The organism is Bacilliculturomica massiliensis (assembly GCF_900605495.1).
Lineage (GTDB): Bacteria > Bacillota > Clostridia > Peptostreptococcales > Anaerovoracaceae > Bacilliculturomica > Bacilliculturomica massiliensis.
Genome location: NZ_LR027602.1, coordinates 432,475 through 448,745 on the forward strand (window position 1 = coordinate 432,475; position 16,271 = coordinate 448,745).

At 55.7% G+C, this 16,271-nt stretch carries 13 protein-coding genes; 9 read left to right on the forward strand and 4 right to left on the reverse strand.

Going from position 1 to position 16,271, the window contains the following annotated elements:
* Positions 1 to 412: 412 nt before the first annotated feature.
* Positions 413 to 2,011 (forward strand): sodium:solute symporter family transporter, encoded by a 1,599-nt coding sequence (locus E0E37_RS08205; protein WP_330548561.1) that lies wholly within the window; start codon positions 413 to 415, stop codon positions 2,009 to 2,011.
* Between the two features lie 138 nt (positions 2,012 to 2,149).
* Here E0E37_RS08205 and E0E37_RS08210 read toward each other — a convergent pair whose 3' ends face one another.
* The 4 genes from E0E37_RS08210 to E0E37_RS19085 form a co-directional block, all read right to left on the reverse strand.
* The gene (locus E0E37_RS08210; RefSeq protein ID WP_130862552.1) at positions 2,150 to 2,755 is read right to left on the reverse strand and encodes a 6TM ABC transporter family protein; all 606 of its coding nucleotides are present in this window, start codon (positions 2,753 to 2,755) and stop codon (positions 2,150 to 2,152) included.
* Between the two features lie 3 nt (positions 2,756 to 2,758).
* Positions 2,759 to 3,460: a hypothetical protein gene (locus E0E37_RS08215; RefSeq protein WP_130862553.1), complete on the reverse strand. Its 702-nt coding sequence runs from the start codon at positions 3,458 to 3,460 to the stop codon at positions 2,759 to 2,761.
* Positions 3,461 to 3,479: 19 nt separating this feature from the next.
* Complete coding sequence (locus E0E37_RS19080; protein WP_130862554.1) at positions 3,480 to 4,004, reverse strand: double zinc ribbon domain-containing protein; 525 nt, start codon at positions 4,002 to 4,004, stop codon at positions 3,480 to 3,482.
* A gap of 147 nt (positions 4,005 to 4,151) precedes the next feature.
* Positions 4,152 to 4,991, reverse strand: coding sequence for an SPFH domain-containing protein (locus E0E37_RS19085; protein ID WP_130862555.1), 840 nt, complete (start codon positions 4,989 to 4,991; stop codon positions 4,152 to 4,154).
* 283 nt (positions 4,992 to 5,274) lie between these two features.
* On the opposite strand from E0E37_RS19085, the gene E0E37_RS08230 reads away from it, so the two are divergent.
* The 8 genes from E0E37_RS08230 to E0E37_RS08265 all read left to right on the forward strand — a co-directional run bounded on the left by E0E37_RS08230 (position 5,275) and on the right by E0E37_RS08265 (position 16,264).
* Positions 5,275 to 6,726, forward strand: coding sequence for a glutamate synthase-related protein (locus tag E0E37_RS08230; RefSeq protein WP_130862556.1), 1,452 nt, complete (start codon positions 5,275 to 5,277; stop codon positions 6,724 to 6,726).
* 368 nt (positions 6,727 to 7,094) lie between these two features.
* The gene (locus E0E37_RS08235) at positions 7,095 to 7,802 is read left to right on the forward strand and encodes a polyphosphate polymerase domain-containing protein (protein WP_130862557.1); all 708 of its coding nucleotides are present in this window, start codon (positions 7,095 to 7,097) and stop codon (positions 7,800 to 7,802) included.
* On the forward strand, positions 7,799 to 8,473 hold the full coding sequence (locus E0E37_RS08240) for a DUF4956 domain-containing protein (RefSeq protein ID WP_130862558.1): 675 nt from the start codon (positions 7,799 to 7,801) through the stop codon (positions 8,471 to 8,473). The genes E0E37_RS08235 and E0E37_RS08240 overlap by 4 nt, the downstream gene beginning before the upstream one ends.
* Before the next feature lie 33 nt (positions 8,474 to 8,506).
* A complete protein-coding gene (locus E0E37_RS08245) occupies positions 8,507 to 10,123 on the forward strand; it encodes a CotH kinase family protein (protein WP_246019670.1) in 1,617 nt (538 codons plus the stop codon).
* 36 nt (positions 10,124 to 10,159) lie between these two features.
* The gene (locus E0E37_RS08250) at positions 10,160 to 12,481 is read left to right on the forward strand and encodes a glycosyltransferase family 2 protein (protein ID WP_130862559.1); all 2,322 of its coding nucleotides are present in this window, start codon (positions 10,160 to 10,162) and stop codon (positions 12,479 to 12,481) included.
* A gap of 64 nt (positions 12,482 to 12,545) precedes the next feature.
* Positions 12,546 to 14,015 carry an MBOAT family O-acyltransferase gene (locus tag E0E37_RS08255; RefSeq protein WP_130862560.1) on the forward strand — a complete coding sequence of 490 codons (1,470 nt, stop codon included), beginning with the start codon at positions 12,546 to 12,548 and terminating at the stop codon, positions 14,013 to 14,015.
* A 15-nt stretch (positions 14,016 to 14,030) separates the two neighbouring features.
* A complete protein-coding gene (locus tag E0E37_RS08260; RefSeq protein ID WP_130862561.1) occupies positions 14,031 to 15,242 on the forward strand; it encodes an alginate O-acetyltransferase AlgX-related protein in 1,212 nt (403 codons plus the stop codon).
* A complete protein-coding gene (locus E0E37_RS08265) occupies positions 15,239 to 16,264 on the forward strand; it encodes a glycoside hydrolase family 5 protein (protein WP_130862562.1) in 1,026 nt (341 codons plus the stop codon). The genes E0E37_RS08260 and E0E37_RS08265 overlap by 4 nt, the downstream gene beginning before the upstream one ends.
* Positions 16,265 to 16,271 lie beyond the last annotated feature (7 nt).

Here is a 16,271-nt window from a genome sequence, read left to right on the forward strand (position 1 = left end):
GAGAGCCGCCCGCCAAACGGGAGTCCGCCGCGGAGATCTGCGCAGAACGGCGCGCGAAAAGCGCCGGAGGGACAAACAAGTAGGCTGGAGCCGGGAGCGCCCGTTACAGCGATGGAGTATAAGCTGCAGCTGCAGCCGTACTTGACGAGGCCGAAGCCGCGAGGTTTTGGCAAACTGAGGTGGTACCGCGGGAAATTTCTCCCGTCCTCTGGATCGATGTTCAGAAGACGGGAGTTTTTTGTTGTCCGGAGTCGTTTCCCTGAGTGCAGGGGGCAGAGGACCGGCTCGCCGTCTGATGATAGATACCGCAGTGTTCCCGATGAAGAAGTTCAGTAGGAAAAAGACAGGAAGAAGGAACGGGAACGGCGGGGATCGGAAGCCGGCGACAGGAAAAAAGAGCGCCGGAAGCAGTATGGAAGGAAAGCAGGAGAGGCCGCGGGCGGCGGAAGCCGGCGCGGCCGGCCCGAAAGGGCAGGAGGTAGGAATCATGGTCATCAAAATTGCACTGCTCATTTTGTTTTTTGCGGTAACGGTGGGAGTGGGGCTGTACTGCCGCAGGCATACGGCCAATGTGGGAGATTTCGTGTTGGGCGGAAGGAATGTGGGCCCCTGGGTCACGGCTTTCGCGTACGGGACATCCTACTTCTCCGCCGTTATTTTTGTGGGATATGCGGGTCAGTTCGGCTGGGCTTATGGTGTGTCGGCCACCTGGATCGGACTGGGAAACGCGCTGATCGGAAGCCTGCTGGCCTGGGTGATGCTGGGACGGCGGACCAGGATCATGACGAAGCATTTTGAATCGGCCACCATGCCGGATTTCTTCGCCAAACGGTATCAGTGTCCGCCCCTTAAGATCGTGGTCTCCGTTATTATCTTTATCTTTTTAGTGCCCTATTCCGCATCGGTCTACAAAGGGCTTTCCGGCCTGTTTTCCATGGCCTTCGGGGTGGATTTCCGCTTCTGCATGATCGGGATGGCCGTGCTGACCGCGATCTACGTCATGGCAGGGGGGTACATGGCGGCTGCGCTGAACGACCTGATCCAGGGCGTCATCATGCTGATCGGCATCGCTGCCGTGGTCATGACCACGCTTTCCAGCCAGGGCGGACTGCTGTCCGCCATGATCGGTATGTCGCAGATCGAAAATACGGCGGATCCGGCCTTTCAGGGGGCCTATGCCTCTTTCTTCGGGCCTGATCCGGTGGGACTTCTCAGCGTGGTGATCCTTACCAGTCTGGGGACCTGGGGACTGCCCCAGATGGTGCACAAGTTTTACACCATAAAAAATGAAAAAGCCATCAAGACAGGCACCGTGATCTCTACGGTCTTCGCGCTGATCGTAGCCGGAGGATCCTATTTTCACGGCTCCTTCGGACGGCTTTTCGTTCAGCCTGCGGCGGACGGAACGGTGGCTTTTGACGATATCGTTCCGACGATGATCCAGGGCAATCTGTCCGATCTTCTCATCGGCGTGGTGGTGATCCTGGTGCTGTCCGCCTCCATGTCCACGCTGTCGTCTCTGGTCATCGCTTCCAGTTCCACCTTTACGCTGGACTTTCTGAAGCCGCTGTTCAAGCAGAAGATGAACGGGAAGGAGCAGGTGCGGACCATCCGTCTGCTGTGCGGTCTCTTCGTACTGATCTCCGTGATCATCGCGCTGAGACCCAACAGCCTGATCACGTCCCTGATGTCGCTTTCCTGGGGGACGCTGGCGGGCTGCTTCCTGGGCCCCTTTATCTTCGGTCTCTTCTGGAAAAAGACCACTGCCGCGGGGGTCTGGGCCGGACTGATCTGCGGCATCGGAATCAATGTGTCGAATCTGTTTCTCACATTCACAACGCCTACCAGTGCGGGAGCGCTGTCCATGATCCTGTCCCTGCTGATCGTTCCGCTGATCAGCTTGGTAACGCCGAAACTGCCGAGGAATTTTGTGGAAGAATCCTTTGCCTGCTACGATGAAAAGGTGATGGCCGCTCACAGAATGGTGCTCAATGAGGATGAAGACCAATAAGAGAATAAAAGAGACGCTCCAGCCTGCGGAAAATCAACATTCCGCGGGGGAGCGTCTTTTTTTATAACATAGGAAATATCGTCCGCAGATATTTCCGTATGTTTCAAAAAAGTTCACCTTGTGAAGGTGAGCCCGAGGCTATGCATTCAGAGGCGAACCGCAGTATTCGCATTCGCCGCGGCTTCCCTCCAGAAGGGAATTTGATGCGCCGCAGTTTTTGCAGATCACTCTGATATAGGCCGGGGCTGCCGGCGTCTCTTCCTCCTGATACTCACAGCCGTCGTCGTCCTCGCCGCAGTCCTCGTACTCTTCGTCTTCGTACTCTTCTTCCCCGTCGGAGGATGGGGACTCCCAGCCAGGAAGGACCACGCGGTTTTCTGAATGATCGAAGCGAACGTCAGTGATATATCCTGCTTCGATGAGAGTCGATACCTCTGTTCGGGCCGCTTCGGAGGAGACCCGCATGACCCGGGCCACCTGGTCCATCGTGTAGAGCGGGAACTCCATGATCTTATTGTAATAGAAGGGAGCGCGCTTCAGCATTCCATATTTTCTGCGCCCTCTGTTGAAAAAAAAGATCTCCAGCAGGACAAACAAAAAGAAGATCACGATCAGGGAGCCCATGGGTACGGAGATGGCCGCAAAGAGCATAAAAACCGTAGCCAAAAGCAGGACACAGTCCAGTATGGTGAACAGAAGGGCGATGAAGCGGTCCTGCCGCACTTTTTTTGTTTGATATTGCATGGACTAGATCCCTCCTGATCTGCTGTTTTTCAGTTGGGCGCCCCGCTGCCGGATCAGCGAGAGGATATGCACGATGGTCTCGTCGGCTCCGGATGAGGACGATTCGTCCCCGCTGTGCAGCAGTTTATCCAGCCGTTCCAGTTCTTCGCCGATCATTCGGTCGATGTCCGTGGCCTCCCCGGGATCGCTGCAGCGGAGGGCTTCCGCGATCTCGCGGAGACCGGCCGCCTGCTTTTCGCCGGCAAATTCATCTGCCAGGAGTTCCGACCGGGAGACGAGCTCGCGTAACTGTTTTCCGGCCTGCTGTATGCGCCGGGTCTTCTCCCCTGTGCGTCTGGAAAAGTGCCAGATGATGAGATAGAGGATGACGGCTGCGGCCAGCAGTACGATCTGGAGACTCGTCAGCAGCATAGCAAAGCCCCGGAAGGAGTTGAGGAACAGGACCGACAGGAGGATCGAGGCGGCTGCGTAGAGGGTCAGCAGGCTGTATCCCCCGGAACGCAGCATGATGCCGCAGCCTCTGCGGGCCAGCCATCCGGTAAGGAGCAGGCCTCCGAAGAACACCGCCTCGGCCAGGAGCATAAACCCCAGGCCGGTCTTTGAGATCTCGGCGCGCAGGCCAAAATTCAGGATAAAAATAAGCGCTGTGACGGCCATGGTGATGACGCCTGCACAGAGCGTTACCATATTACTTCTGTTTTTCATTCCCATCGTCCTTTCTGAATCAGAGCTTTTGACCGCAGAGCGGACAATAATTCGGCGAACCGAACACTACCGAGCGGCAGTTCGGGCACTTCCGGATCAGTTCCGTACCGCATTCGGGGCAGTATTTGCTGTTTGCCCATTCGATCACGGCCCCGCAGCCTGGGCAGGGAGCGGGAAGTCTGCGCCCGCATTCGGGACAGCTGTCCGCGCCTTCCGGCATGTCGGCGCCGCACTGAGGACAGGGATTGTATTTACTGCCGCATTCCGGGCAGAATTTGGTGGTTTTAGTCAGAACCGTGCCGCATTGGCTGCATTTGATCGCCGGCTCCGGCTCGCCCGCTTCTGCGGAAGGCTCGGCGGAAGCCTGAGACTGGGGTTCCGCCGCGGGGGGCTCCGGCGCTGCCGTATCGTATCCGCAGTCCGCGCAGAAGCGCTTGCCGGGTATCAGAGAGGCGTGGCATCGGGGACAGGTACCCGCCGGGGAAGCGGCGGGATTCAGTTCCTGCGCGATGCCGCTCATGGAGCCGCCGACGGCTCCGCCCATGCCTACGCCTGTCTCTTATACACACCAGATGGGTATAAAAGACAGGGAATACGGGGCTTCCCCCGGGGCGGCGGCCGCCGCAGGTTCTGCAGGGGCCGCCGGTCTAGAAAAATTGGAAATCAGAAAAACAGCTGACAGGGTTTTTTTTCAGGCTCCGCCCATGCCTACGCCCAGCCCCAGGCCCAGGCCGGCGCCCATGATGCTCGCGGCGGTGCCGGGGTTGTTGGCCGCGCCTTCCAGCGTATCGAAGGAGCGCTCCTGCTGATAATTGTAACCGATGATATTCATCTCCGCCCGTTTGGCCAGAGCGTCTTTTAACGTGATGACGGCGGAATCGTCCTCCGGCACATTGATGTCGTTCACATAGAAATTGAGCAGCCGGATCCCGTATTCCTGCAGGGTGGGTTCAATGCGCTCTTTCATGAATTGGGAGATCTCGTCCAGATAAGCGTTGATCTCCAGCAGACTGATCTGCTTGCGGATGACGTAGGAGGATACGGTGTCCTTCACTTTCGTTATGTAGAGTCCGCGGAAATATTTCAGAAGATTTTGCTTGTCGAAGGAGGGCATGGTGCCCACCAGACTGACGAGAAACTTCCTGGAATCTTCGATGCGTATTCCGAACTGGCCGTAGGAGCGGACGGGGATGAATACGCCGTATTTCGGGTCCTGGATCTGGATGGGCGTGGCCGTTCCCCACTTGATGTCCAGAGACGCCGCCTTATTGATGAACCACACCTCTGCGGTAAAGGGAGATCTGCCGCCGAAGGGGAGGTTCATCAGATTGCACAGCAACGGAATGTTTGCGGTCTCCAGCGTGTGCCGGCCGCTTCCAAAGACGTCCAGCGCCGTGCCGCCTTTAAAGAGAACAGCCTCCTGCGCTTCGTTCACGATGAGCTGCGTCCAGGTGCCCAGCTCCTGGCTGGGATACTTCCAGGCGTAAACGTTGGAAGGTCCGTCAAATTTTACAACATCAATAATTGCCATGATAGTAACCTCTCTGCCATTCCATATGAATGCTTCATTTAACTATACAATCATATTACGTGATTCGGCAGGATATTGCAACGGAAATCAGTGATTGAGAAAAAGAGGAACGGGTAAATTAGTAATGATTCCTGTTTTTTGTCGGAGAGAAAAAGAAACCCTTCGATAATTATGTGCGGAATTTTCTGAAAAACAGGCGTATAATGGAGACAGAAGACGCAGGCCGCCGCCGCTGCAAAGCGGTGGGCCGGCACAAGAGACAAAGAGACGATGGAGGTTGAAGATGGCACAGTATAAATGTCCTGTATGTGGATTCGTGTACGATGAGGCGGCGGAGGGAACGGCGTGGAAGGATCTTCCGGATGACTGGAAATGTCCGGTCTGCACATTTCCCGGGGAAGGATTTGAACCGGTGGGAGACGCAGGCGACGGACCGGGGGCCGGAGAGAGCGCTGCAGACGCCGGAAAGGACGCCGGCGGCGCCGGCGCTTCGGAGACGGGAGACAGCCCGTTGTCCTACTTGAAAGAGTATGTAAAAAAGCAGGGGCCCGCCGACAGGCACATGGACGATATCCACGAGATGGCGGTGGGAGGGCGGATGCTCCACGGGGCTATGAGCACGGAGATGCCCGTCACCTCCTGGGACGATATTCTGATCCTGGGCGGGCAGCTGTGGCGTCTGCCGTTAGAGGACGGCGCGCCGGTGAACACGCAGACGGTGATCGGAAAGAGGGCGAAGAAGCCCATGGTGCTGGACAGCCCTGTGTACATCTCCCACATGTCCTTCGGCGCGCTGTCGGCGGAGACGAAGGTGGCGCTGGCAAAAGGAGCGGCGATGAACCGCACGGCTATGTGCAGCGGGGAGGGCGGTATCCTTCCGGAGGAGATGGAAGCGTCCTACCGCTACATCTTTGAGTACGTTCCCAATCTGTACAGCGTGACGCCGGAGAATCTGAAACGATCAGACGCCATCGAGATCAAGATCGGTCAGGGGACCAAGCCCGGAATGGGCGGCCATCTGCCCGGAGAAAAGGTGACGGAGGAGATCGCAAAGATCCGCAATAAGCCCCTGGGTCAGGATGTGCAGAGTCCGTCTACCTTCCCGGGGATCCGCACGAAGGAGGATCTGAAGGCGCTGGTGGATAAGCTGAGAGAAGAGTCGGAGGGAAGGCCGGTGGGCGTGAAGATCGCCGCTGGCCACATTGAGAAGGATCTGGAGATCATCGCCTTTGCCGGAGCGGATTTCGTCACCATCGACGGACGGGGCGGAGCGACGGGCTCCAGCCCGAAATTCCTGCGGGACGCCAGTTCGGTACCGACGATCTACGCGCTTTACAGGGCGAGAAAATATCTGGACGAGAACGGGATCCCCATGGATCTGGTGATCACCGGCGGGCTGCGGGTCTCTTCAGACTTTGCCAAGGCGCTGGCCATGGGAGCCGACGCCGTAGCCATCGCCTCCTCGGCGCTGATGGCGGCCGCCTGCCAGCGGTACCGCATCTGTGGCACAGGAAAATGCCCGGTAGGCATCGCCACCCAGGATGAGGAGCTGAGAAAGCGTCTGGACTCCGAAGCGGCCGCCGCGCGGGTAGCCAATTTCCTCAATGTGTCTCTGGAAGAACTGCGGATCTTCGCGCGTATCACGGGCAGGGAAGACGTACACCAGCTGTCTGTGGAGGACCTGTGCACGGTGAGCAGCGAGATCGCGGCGCACACCAATATCCCACACGCATAAAAAAAGCGTTCCGCCTGAGATCTTCACGGGCGGAACGCTTTCTAATTTAAGGGAAAAGTGAAATCTGCATTGAGAAATTCGGTTGATTATGCTATGATTCTGATGTTGGATCGTCGGATGAACGATTGAAATATCCGACTTGGCGCAAGGGAGGGGCCGGCCTGATGCAGGACAGCCTTATTTTGTTATTTCTGTTTTGAATTTCAGTATGCATCGCACTTAGAGCCGTTTTACCAGTGGGATGCATATTTCTTCTTATTTGCATGCAGACGCGTTTTGTTGTGCAGAGGCCGTGAGGCAGGCGAAGCCCACGGCCGCACTGCAGCCTGGGAAAGCGGATGGTATGGCAGGAAAAAGGGAGGCACAGCATGGCGGAATTCCTGGATGTTCTGCGCACGGAAAAAAAGTACCCCGTATCCGGGGCGGTATATTATGGTCTGCACCGCCGTCTCATGGGTGTGCTGAAACTGGACGGACACTGCGTTTCGGACGGGGGATATCTGGTGCGTTCTCTGTACTTCGATTCCTTTTTTAACAAAGATTATTATGAGAAAAAAGACGGAGTGGAGTGCCGGGGAAAGATCCGTCTGCGGACCTATGGAGGAGAAGGACCGGTGAAGCTGGAGTGGAAACAGAAAAGAGGTTCACAGCAGAGGAAGCGCAGCCTGATTTTAGAAAAAGTGGACGCGATGGAGCTGACGGAGGGGCGTCTCCGCTGCCTTATGAATTACGATTCTCCGCTGGCGATGGAGATCTATGCGTATATGGTTTCCCAGGCGTATAACCCGCGATGTGTGGTGCAGTACCGCCGGGCGGCTTTTGTGGCGGCCATGAATGACACGCGGGTCACGCTGGACAGCGAGCTGCGCGCCCATGAGGGAAGCTTTGATCTTTTTTCGCCCGATCCCCCTCTCTATCCGGTGGGCCCCATCGGCGGGGCCACGTTGGAAATAAAGTACAATCAATTTCTCCCCAGCTATGTGAAGGAGACTGTTTCGGCCTTTCAGCTTACGGAACAGGCATGCAGCAAATACTGCGCCGCGCGGAGATACGGACTAGGAGGAAATTTGTTATGAATCAGGATCTGCTTTATTATATCACCAACCATGCGGGAAGCTTGTCCGTACAGGAGATCATCGTGAATTTTCTGGCCGCGCTGGGAGTGGGTTTCATCATCTTTTTGTCGTACCGGTTTTCCCATTCCAGCGCTGTTTACAGTTCCAGATTCAATGTTTCTCTGTGGATGCTGACCATGGTCACCACTATGGTCATGTGCGTGATCGGCAACAATATCGCTTTATCGCTGGGGATGGTGGGCGCGTTATCCATCGTGCGTTTTCGCACGGCTGTGAAGGATGCCAGAGATACGGCGTACATTTTCTGGTGCGTGGCGGCGGGCGTCTGCTGCGGGGTCTCCGATTTTATGATCGCTATTCTCGGCAGCACGATCCTTTTCATTTTGATGCTGATCATCGGAAACACAATGCCCAACAATCGGTTCCTGCTGGTGATCCACTGCGGGACGTCGGCCTCCGCTCAGGTGGAACAGAGTCTGGAGACCGCCTTTGAGGGAAAGGCGCGCCTGTGTGCGAAAAACGCCGCCCGCGGGAATGTGGAATATATCTATGAACTGACAGAAAAGCAGATAAAAAAGAAGAATGGCGCCGACTTCACCGGGAAATTGCTGGCCCTGGAGGAGGTGTACGACGTGAATCTGGTTGCGCAGAACGACGAGATCACCGCGTAGTCAGAGCGGGATGGGGATAAAAAGGAGGTATCTGTGAGAGCGGGAAGACCAGTTTTGGCCGTATGCGGCGTTATCGCGCTGGCCGTCTTCATGTGCGCGGGGCTGGGGATGTGGCAGTACAGCCAGGAGGAGGTCCACAGCAGGGTGTGGCAGCATGAGGCAGAGAAAGACGCCGATCCCTCGACGGGTCCGACGGAACTGCCCGGGGATTTCCTGGTTGACGGATCCTTTGCAAGCCATCTTCCCGTAGTGGTGATCGACACCGGCGGCAGGGAGATCGTAAACTACAAGTATTACGATTCGTCCACCGATTCCATGAAATATCCGGAGGGTGTGGACGTATACACGCCCATGACTCTCTCCGTCATCGACAATGAGAACCATGTGAATCATCCGACGGACGCTCCTGCGCAGCAGTCCCAGGGGAAATTGAAAGTGCGGGGGAATCATTCCGCCATGCTTGCCAAGCTTCAATACCGGATCAAACTGCTGACGGAGGACGGGGAAAAGAACAGGATCCCGATCCTGGGCATGGAGCCATCTGACGACTGGGTCTTAAACGGTACCCAAAGCGACCGTTCGCATCTGCGGACCTATCTGGGCATGAATTTTATGGGGACGCTGCAGGCCTCCACGCCGGATGTGCGCTTTTGCGAGGTGCTGATGAAGGAAGGGGAGCGGTACCGCTATCAGGGACTGTACATGTTTTTGGAGCCGGTAAGCCGCGGGGAAGGCCGGGTAGATATTGATAAATACGATCCGTCGGCTGCGGCGGTCCCCTACCTGGCAAGAAGGGACCGATACGATAAGAGCGCGGTCACCCTCGACACCTGGCTCTCCCGCCGGCGGGAAAAGCGAAAGGATTGGGATCTGAGACTGGAAAACGACGCCGTGATCGAATTGATCTATCCCAATGAAAAGGCGGTCACAGCGGAGTCCCTGGCGAAGATCGAAGGGGAGATCGACGAGTTTGAACGGATCTTATATTCGGAAGATGCGGGGACTTTCGTCCGATACCGGCAGTACATTGACATGGAATCGTTCTGCGATTATTTTCTGATCAATGAATTCATGGCCAGTTATGACGCGGGGGTGCACTCCACTTACTTTTACAAAGACACTGCGGGAAGGATCACCATGGGACCGGTCTGGGATTTTGACGGATGCGCCGACAATGTGACCAACGAGCTGACGCGCTATGATTACATCGTACTGGGCTCCCGCCCCTGGTATGAACAGATGGTGAAGGACCCGGTCTTTGTAAAAATGCTGACGACCCGCTTCGGACAGCTGCGGGCGGGTCTGCTTTCCGATGAAAATATCGAGAAGATCGTCGGAGATACGGTGGACTATCTGGGAAACGCCGTCAGCCGCGATACACAGCGGTGGAGGGCGGAGTACGCCGGGCAGTTTCCCGTGTTGACAGAGGAGGAGACCGGTCTGTCGATATGGAGGGATTCGGACAGCTTTGAAAAAGAAGTAAAGCGCGTCGAGGATTTTCTGATCCTGCACGCCCGCTTTATGGATCAGAATCTGCCTTATGTGAGAAGATATGAGGAAAAGGGATCGTCCTTTGAAACGCCGGCCATCCTGTGTCTGCTGGCCTTTTTTATAGCGGTGGTCCTGGTGCAGCGCAGCCGCAGGTACTGACAGGGTACGCCCTATGGCAAGAGAGGTGAACGTTTCGTGGCCCGAAAAGCGAAGAGCAATACCAAGAACAGCAAGAGCGGCAGGGAACTGGCGTGGATCTATATCGCCGTGCTCAGCATGACGGTCTACGTAGTCTGGCGAATCTTTTTTACCATACCGGAACACCAGATCTACGGATGGTTTGCCACTGTCTGCGGAATGCTGCTGGTCGCCTCTGAGACGATCTCCATGCTGGAGGGAAGCGAACACTTTTTTCGCCTGCGGAAAAAAAACATGCCGGAGAAGCCGGAAGTGCCGCTTTCCTGGTTCCCTCACATCGATATTCTGATCGCCACCCACAATGAGGAGACGGAGCTTCTCTACAAAACGGTCAACGGATGTAAGCACATGGATTATCCCGATAAGGGCAGAGTCCATATCTATATCTGTGACGACGGAAACCGGCCGGAGATGGCAAAACTGGCCGCTGAAATGGGCGTGGGATATTGTACGCTGGAGGAGAATCGGGACGCGAAGGCGGGCAATCTGAACAATGCCATTCAGATGACCGGTTCTCCGTGGATCGTCACCTTCGATGCGGATATGATACCGACCCACGATTTTTTGATGGAGACCGTTCCCTATACTTTTCTGCCGCGGATGAAACAGCTGGAGGACGGATCGTGGAGGGAGAGAACGGAGGAAGAGCGGGATGAAGATTACAGGATCGGCTTTATCCAGACTCCCCAGAGTTTTTACAATCCTGATCTGTTTCAGTTCAATTTTTTCAGCGAACAGCGCATCCCCAACGAACAGGATTTCTTTTTCCGGGAGATCAACGTGGGGCGCAACAGCGCCAACGCCAGCATCTACGCGGGCTCCAATACCCTCATATCCCGGCAGGCTCTTGAGGATGTGGGCGGAATAGCTACGGGAACGATCACAGAGGATTTTGAGACGGGCATTCTGATCCAGGCGAAGGGATATACCTGTTACGCCTTCGATCAGCCTCTGGCCCACGGGCTGGCGCCCACCGACGTGGACAGTCTGATCAGGCAGCGCCGGCGCTGGGGACGGGGATGTATCTCATCGCTGCGGCGGGTCCGCATTCTGCGCAACCCGAATTTGAAACTCAACACAAAACTCAGCTACATTTCCTGTCTGCTGTACTGGTGGACCTTCGCGCGGCGCTTTGTATACATCGTCTGTCCGATCCTGTTCGTACTGTTTGGTATTCCGGTGGTGATCTGCGGCCTGCCTGAGCTGGTTCTGATATGGCTGCCGTCCTACCTTCTGTACAACCACGCCCTGAAAGTCACATCGGGCAGGCTTCGCACGCAGAGATGGAGCAATATCGTAGACACTACCATCTTCCCGTATATGATCCTTCCTATTTTGATGGAGACGCTGTTCATCCAGCAGAAAAAATTCGACGTGACCAATAAGACGCGGACGGTGGGAAAAAAATCGGATCTGCCCCTGGCGGCTCCCCATATGATCCTGCTGCTGCTGGACGCTGCCGCGCTGCTTATATCGGTAAGGTCCGCCGTGCTGAACAATAACTTCGGCGCTGCGATCATTATTTACTGGCTGGCGGTCAATGGACTGAATCTGGTGATGGCCGTTTTCTTCATGGTGGGGCGCAGAAATCTGAGGGCAAACGACAGATTTCGGATCAGCGTTCCGGTGGAGGTGCATTACCGCGGCACGTCCTATTACGGCGAGACGGCAGACCTGTCGGAGACGGGTCTGTCCCTGATGACGCAGAAAGCGATCTATCTGCCTGACGGCAATGATACGGTGGGGATCCATCTGAAATCAGAGCGTTATGAGACGAGATTCAAGGCCCGGACCGTACAGGTCGCGAAACGGGACGGGGGATGGCAGTACGGTCTGGAGATCGTGGAGCTTGAGGGAAAAAACAAGGATGAGTATTACCAGATGCTTTACGATCATCATCACAGCCTGGCAGATCAGATCCATAGGTCGGTCAGCGTCTTTGAAGACGTGTTTATCAATATCCACAGGCGGGCGCAGAGCGGCAGGACCTCCAACCGCAAGCTGCCCCGGGTGGATCTGGATCTCGACTTGGAGACCGGCAGCGGAACGCCTGTCCGGGCGGTGAACTGCAATTATAAATACATTCTTCTGACCGGCGCCGGCGAAGGTCAAAGGGAACTGGAGCTGCTCATTCCCGGCTGCTCCGCGCGGATGCGGTGTGTGCGTCCGGCGGACGGAAACCCCAAAGCTGGTCTGTTTGCCGTGGTAAACTGGGAGGAACTGTTGTTTGAGGACGCTTATGAGAAACTGTTTGCGGCGGCAGAGAATGCCGCGGCGCAAAGAGCAGAAGAGGCCGGGAAGGATGGGAGACCGTCGTGATCGGAACCGTGAAGGGCTGGGGAAGTAAGGCTGCAGCCCGGGCGATTGCAGAGGAGAGAGAGCTTTGGTTTTTTCGAGCGTAGTATTTTTGTTTTATTTTCTGCCGGCGATCCTGATTCTCTATTACACTGCAGGATTTTTGGGCATGGGACTGCGCAACGCGCTGCTGCTCCTGTTCAGCCTGCTGTTTTATGCATGGGGCGAACCGAGATACGTGGTCCTTTTAGTCGGATCCTGCCTGGTAAACTGGCTGCTGGCTCTCATGCTGCGGCGTTGGGAGAGATATAAGCGTTTTTTTCTGATCGTGGACTGCGCGGCCAATCTGGGAGTACTTTTCCTGTTTAAGTACTTGAGTTTTGCCGTGAGGACGATCAACGGGTTTAACGCCGCCGTGGGATGGAAGACCGTACTGCCTGCCGTCGATATTCTGCTGCCGATCGGCATTTCCTTTTTTACCTTTCAGGCGCTCAGCTATGTGATCGACGTCTACCGGGGAGACGCGCCGGCGCAGAAGAATCCCTTTTATGTGGCGCTCTACATTTCACTTTTTCCGCAGCTGGTGGCAGGACCTATCGTTCGTTACCGAAGCGTGGAAAAACAGCTTCTCCATCGACGGCATACATGGGAAAAGTTTGAGGAAGGAGCGGCGCGTTTTGTCCGGGGTCTGGGCAAGAAACTGCTTTTAGCCAATACCTTTGCCATTGTGGCGGACAATATTTATGCCATGACCATGGCGGGCCATCAGCAGATGAAGGTGCCGGTGCTTCTCGCCTGGCTGGGATCTTTTGCCTACACGCTGCAGATTTTCTACGACTTTTCCGGATACTCGGATATGGCGCTGGGCCTGGGAAAAATGTTTGGATTTACCTTCGATGAAAATTTTAATTATCCGTATATCTCAAAGTCGATCAGCGAATTCTGGCGCCGCTGGCATATCTCGCTGTCCTCATGGTTCCGCGAATATGTCTATATTCCGCTGGGAGGATCCAGGGTGGAGAATGCCGACGCGATGGTGCGTAATCTGCTGATCGTATGGCTGCTCACCGGCGTCTGGCACGGAGCTGCCTGGACCTTTATTTTCTGGGGGCTGTTCCAATTTACATTTATTCTTTTAGAGCGGCTGTTTCGCTATGAGACCATGCAGCTGCCCGGAGTGTGGAAGCACGTCATTGCGCTTGTTATTATTAATTTGGGCTGGGTGCTGTTTCGCAGCGAAAACTTTTATCAATACAGGGAGTTCATGGGGAATCTGTTCGGCCTTCATCAAAACGGCCTGTATAACAGTTACGTGTGGATGTTCTTAAAGGAATACGCCGTATTCTGGGCGGCGGGGATCATCTTCTGTCTGCCGGTGGGAAAATGGCTGGAGCGGAGACTGGCCGCGAAGTTCAGCGGGAAGCCGGCCATATGCGGGAAGGCGGCCGCCGTCGGATCTGCGGCCCTTTATCCCGTCTGCATGCTGGGGTTGTTTTTCGTGTGCGTGATCTACCTGGTCAAAGGCGGATACAATCCGTTTATCTATTTTAATTTTTAGCGGCGGGAGGCAGCTGTGGAGAGAATCAAAAAAGTGGGGAACCGGATTTTTGCTTTATTGTTTGTTCTGGCACTGCTGGCATTTTCCGGCGCAAATTTTCTGCAGGCGCAGGAACTGCTGAAAGCGGAAGCTGCGGCGCTGGATCCGGCGGAAATTTCAAAGGGCATAGCGGAGCTGAACGCCGTGTTGGAAGAAAATGTACTGGGACGGTATCAGATGCTGGAAGGGTACGGCCGGATACAGAAGCTGCTGAATAAGCACGAAGAAAATGCGTTCGTCAATGTGATCGACAAAGCGGGATATCTCTATTCGGGGAATTTCTGGAATGGGTTTGGGGACGATCAGAAGGAACTGGCCGTCCGGGTGCGGAGACTGTCTGATTTTCTGAAAGAAAGAGGGGTCCCGCTGGGCTTTGTGCTGGAACCGTCTAAGACCGTCCGCGCGGAACAACGGTATGCGGGGATCCCTTATGACGACTTTACCGCAGAAGCCGACGACATGCTGCGCTGGCTCCGTTACTACGGCGTGCCTTATCTGGACCTGCGCGAAAGCATGGAGCGTTCCGGTCTGGATTATGATGAGATGTGGTTTAAGACGGATCACCACTGGACGCCTCTGGCCGCTTTTGAGGGGTATCGGGCGCTGGTCTCCTGGATGAACGAGGTGTTTGGGGCGGGACTGGACCCTGATGGAGTAGATCGGGATCTGGATCATTATGACGTTGTGACTTATCCGGACGCTATGCTGGGATCTCAGGGCAGGGAAACCGGTCTGGCGTATGCCGGGGGCATGGAGGATTATACGGCCGTGGTGCCGAAAGCGGAGGGAAGCTATCTCTGGATCTCTAACGATGCGCCAATGCGGTCAGGCGCCTTTCGGGAAGCATTTTTGAAGGAGGATATCCTTGGGATGGACCCCTATCATCTGAACGCCGGGGCCTTTTATCTGAACGAGCTGACAGTCTACAGCCGTCTGATCAATCGCCAGGCGCCCAATGATAAGAAGATCCTTCTGCTGCGGGATTCTTTCGCTACGCCTGTGGGAGCCTTTCTGGCGCAGGACTGCGCCAGGGTAGATATGCTCTGGAACATCGAGTACACGCCGGATGACCTCAGAGCATATCTGGAGGAAAACGATCTTGACTATGTGATCATCATGCTGTATCCGCAGAATCTTTCCGACAGCAGCTTTCCGTTTTTTCAGACCGCCGGTCAGGAGGACTTATGAGAAAGAAAATCTTGTTGATGGCGATGGCTGCGCTGACGGCGGCAGGCGTTCTTTGCTGCTGCGGGTCGCCTCAGAGGACAGGAAACGGCGTGGAGGCCCATGGGCGGCTGCGGGTGCAGGATGCCCGGCTGACGGATGAACATGGGGAGCCGGCAGTTTTGCGGGGGATGAGCAGTCATGGGATCAGCTGGTTCCCCCGCTATCTTAACGGAGGGGCGATGAAAACGCTGCGGGAAGAGGGAGCCAATCTGATGAGGATCGCTGTGTATACGGAGCCCCCGGGAGCCTATATCGAAGATCCGCAGCGCAGTCTGGATTATTTATATATGGGGATCGAAAGCGCTCTGGCAGAGGATATGTATGTGATCGTGGACTGGCATATTTTAAAGGACGGGGACCCCAATGAGCTGGCAGATGAGGCTGCGGCCTTTTTTGACGGGGTCAGCGCTCACTATGGGAATTGTCCGGGGATTTTATATGAGATCTGCAACGAACCCAACGGGGATACCCAGTGGGAGGATATCGTGCGGTATGCCCGGCGTGTGATCCCGGTGATCAGGGCCAACGCTCCGGAAGCTGTGATCCTCACAGGGGTGCCCAATTACTGTACGGATTTCCGGGGGCCGCTGGCGGATCCTCTGCCCTACGAAAACATCATGTACACCATGCACCGTTACATCGACGTAGCGCAGAAGAAACCGTGCGATCCAGGGCAGCTGGAAGCCCTTCTGGATCAGGGTCTGCCCATCTTTGTCACGGAATGGGGCGTAACGCTGGGGGACGCTGATCCCTCTGCGGAAGAAGCGGAAGAAAACGGCCTGCGGCAGACAGAGATCTATGTGGAAAACGCGCTGCCCTTTCTCGAATTGATGGCGGATCGGGAGGTAAGCTGGGCGGCCTGGGCTCTGAGCGGCAAAGATGAGATCCACAGCGTCCTGCGCGCGGACTGCGGGAAACTGAGCGGATGGACCCGGGAGGATCTGACCGGATTTGGGGAATTGGTGTTCGATCATTTCCAATGAAGAGAGA

Excerpts from the sequence above, each read along its gene's own strand:
- E0E37_RS08205 (WP_330548561.1), top strand. The coding sequence starts at position 413 with ATGGAAGGAAAGCAGGAGAGGCCGCGGGCGGCGGAAGCCGGCGCGGCC.
- E0E37_RS19080 (WP_130862554.1), bottom strand. The coding sequence starts at position 4,004 with ATGGGCGGAGCCGTCGGCGGCTCCATGAGCGGCATCGCGCAGGAACTG.
- E0E37_RS08265 (WP_130862562.1), top strand. The coding sequence starts at position 15,239 with ATGAGAAAGAAAATCTTGTTGATGGCGATGGCTGCGCTGACGGCGGCA.
- E0E37_RS08210 (WP_130862552.1), bottom strand. The coding sequence starts at position 2,755 with ATGCAATATCAAACAAAAAAAGTGCGGCAGGACCGCTTCATCGCCCTT.
- E0E37_RS19085 (WP_130862555.1), bottom strand. The coding sequence starts at position 4,991 with ATGGCAATTATTGATGTTGTAAAATTTGACGGACCTTCCAACGTTTAC.
- E0E37_RS08240 (WP_130862558.1), top strand. The coding sequence starts at position 7,799 with ATGAATCAGGATCTGCTTTATTATATCACCAACCATGCGGGAAGCTTG.
- E0E37_RS08215 (WP_130862553.1), bottom strand. The coding sequence starts at position 3,460 with ATGAAAAACAGAAGTAATATGGTAACGCTCTGTGCAGGCGTCATCACC.
- E0E37_RS08235 (WP_130862557.1), top strand. The coding sequence starts at position 7,095 with ATGGCGGAATTCCTGGATGTTCTGCGCACGGAAAAAAAGTACCCCGTA.
- E0E37_RS08230 (WP_130862556.1), top strand. The coding sequence starts at position 5,275 with ATGGCACAGTATAAATGTCCTGTATGTGGATTCGTGTACGATGAGGCG.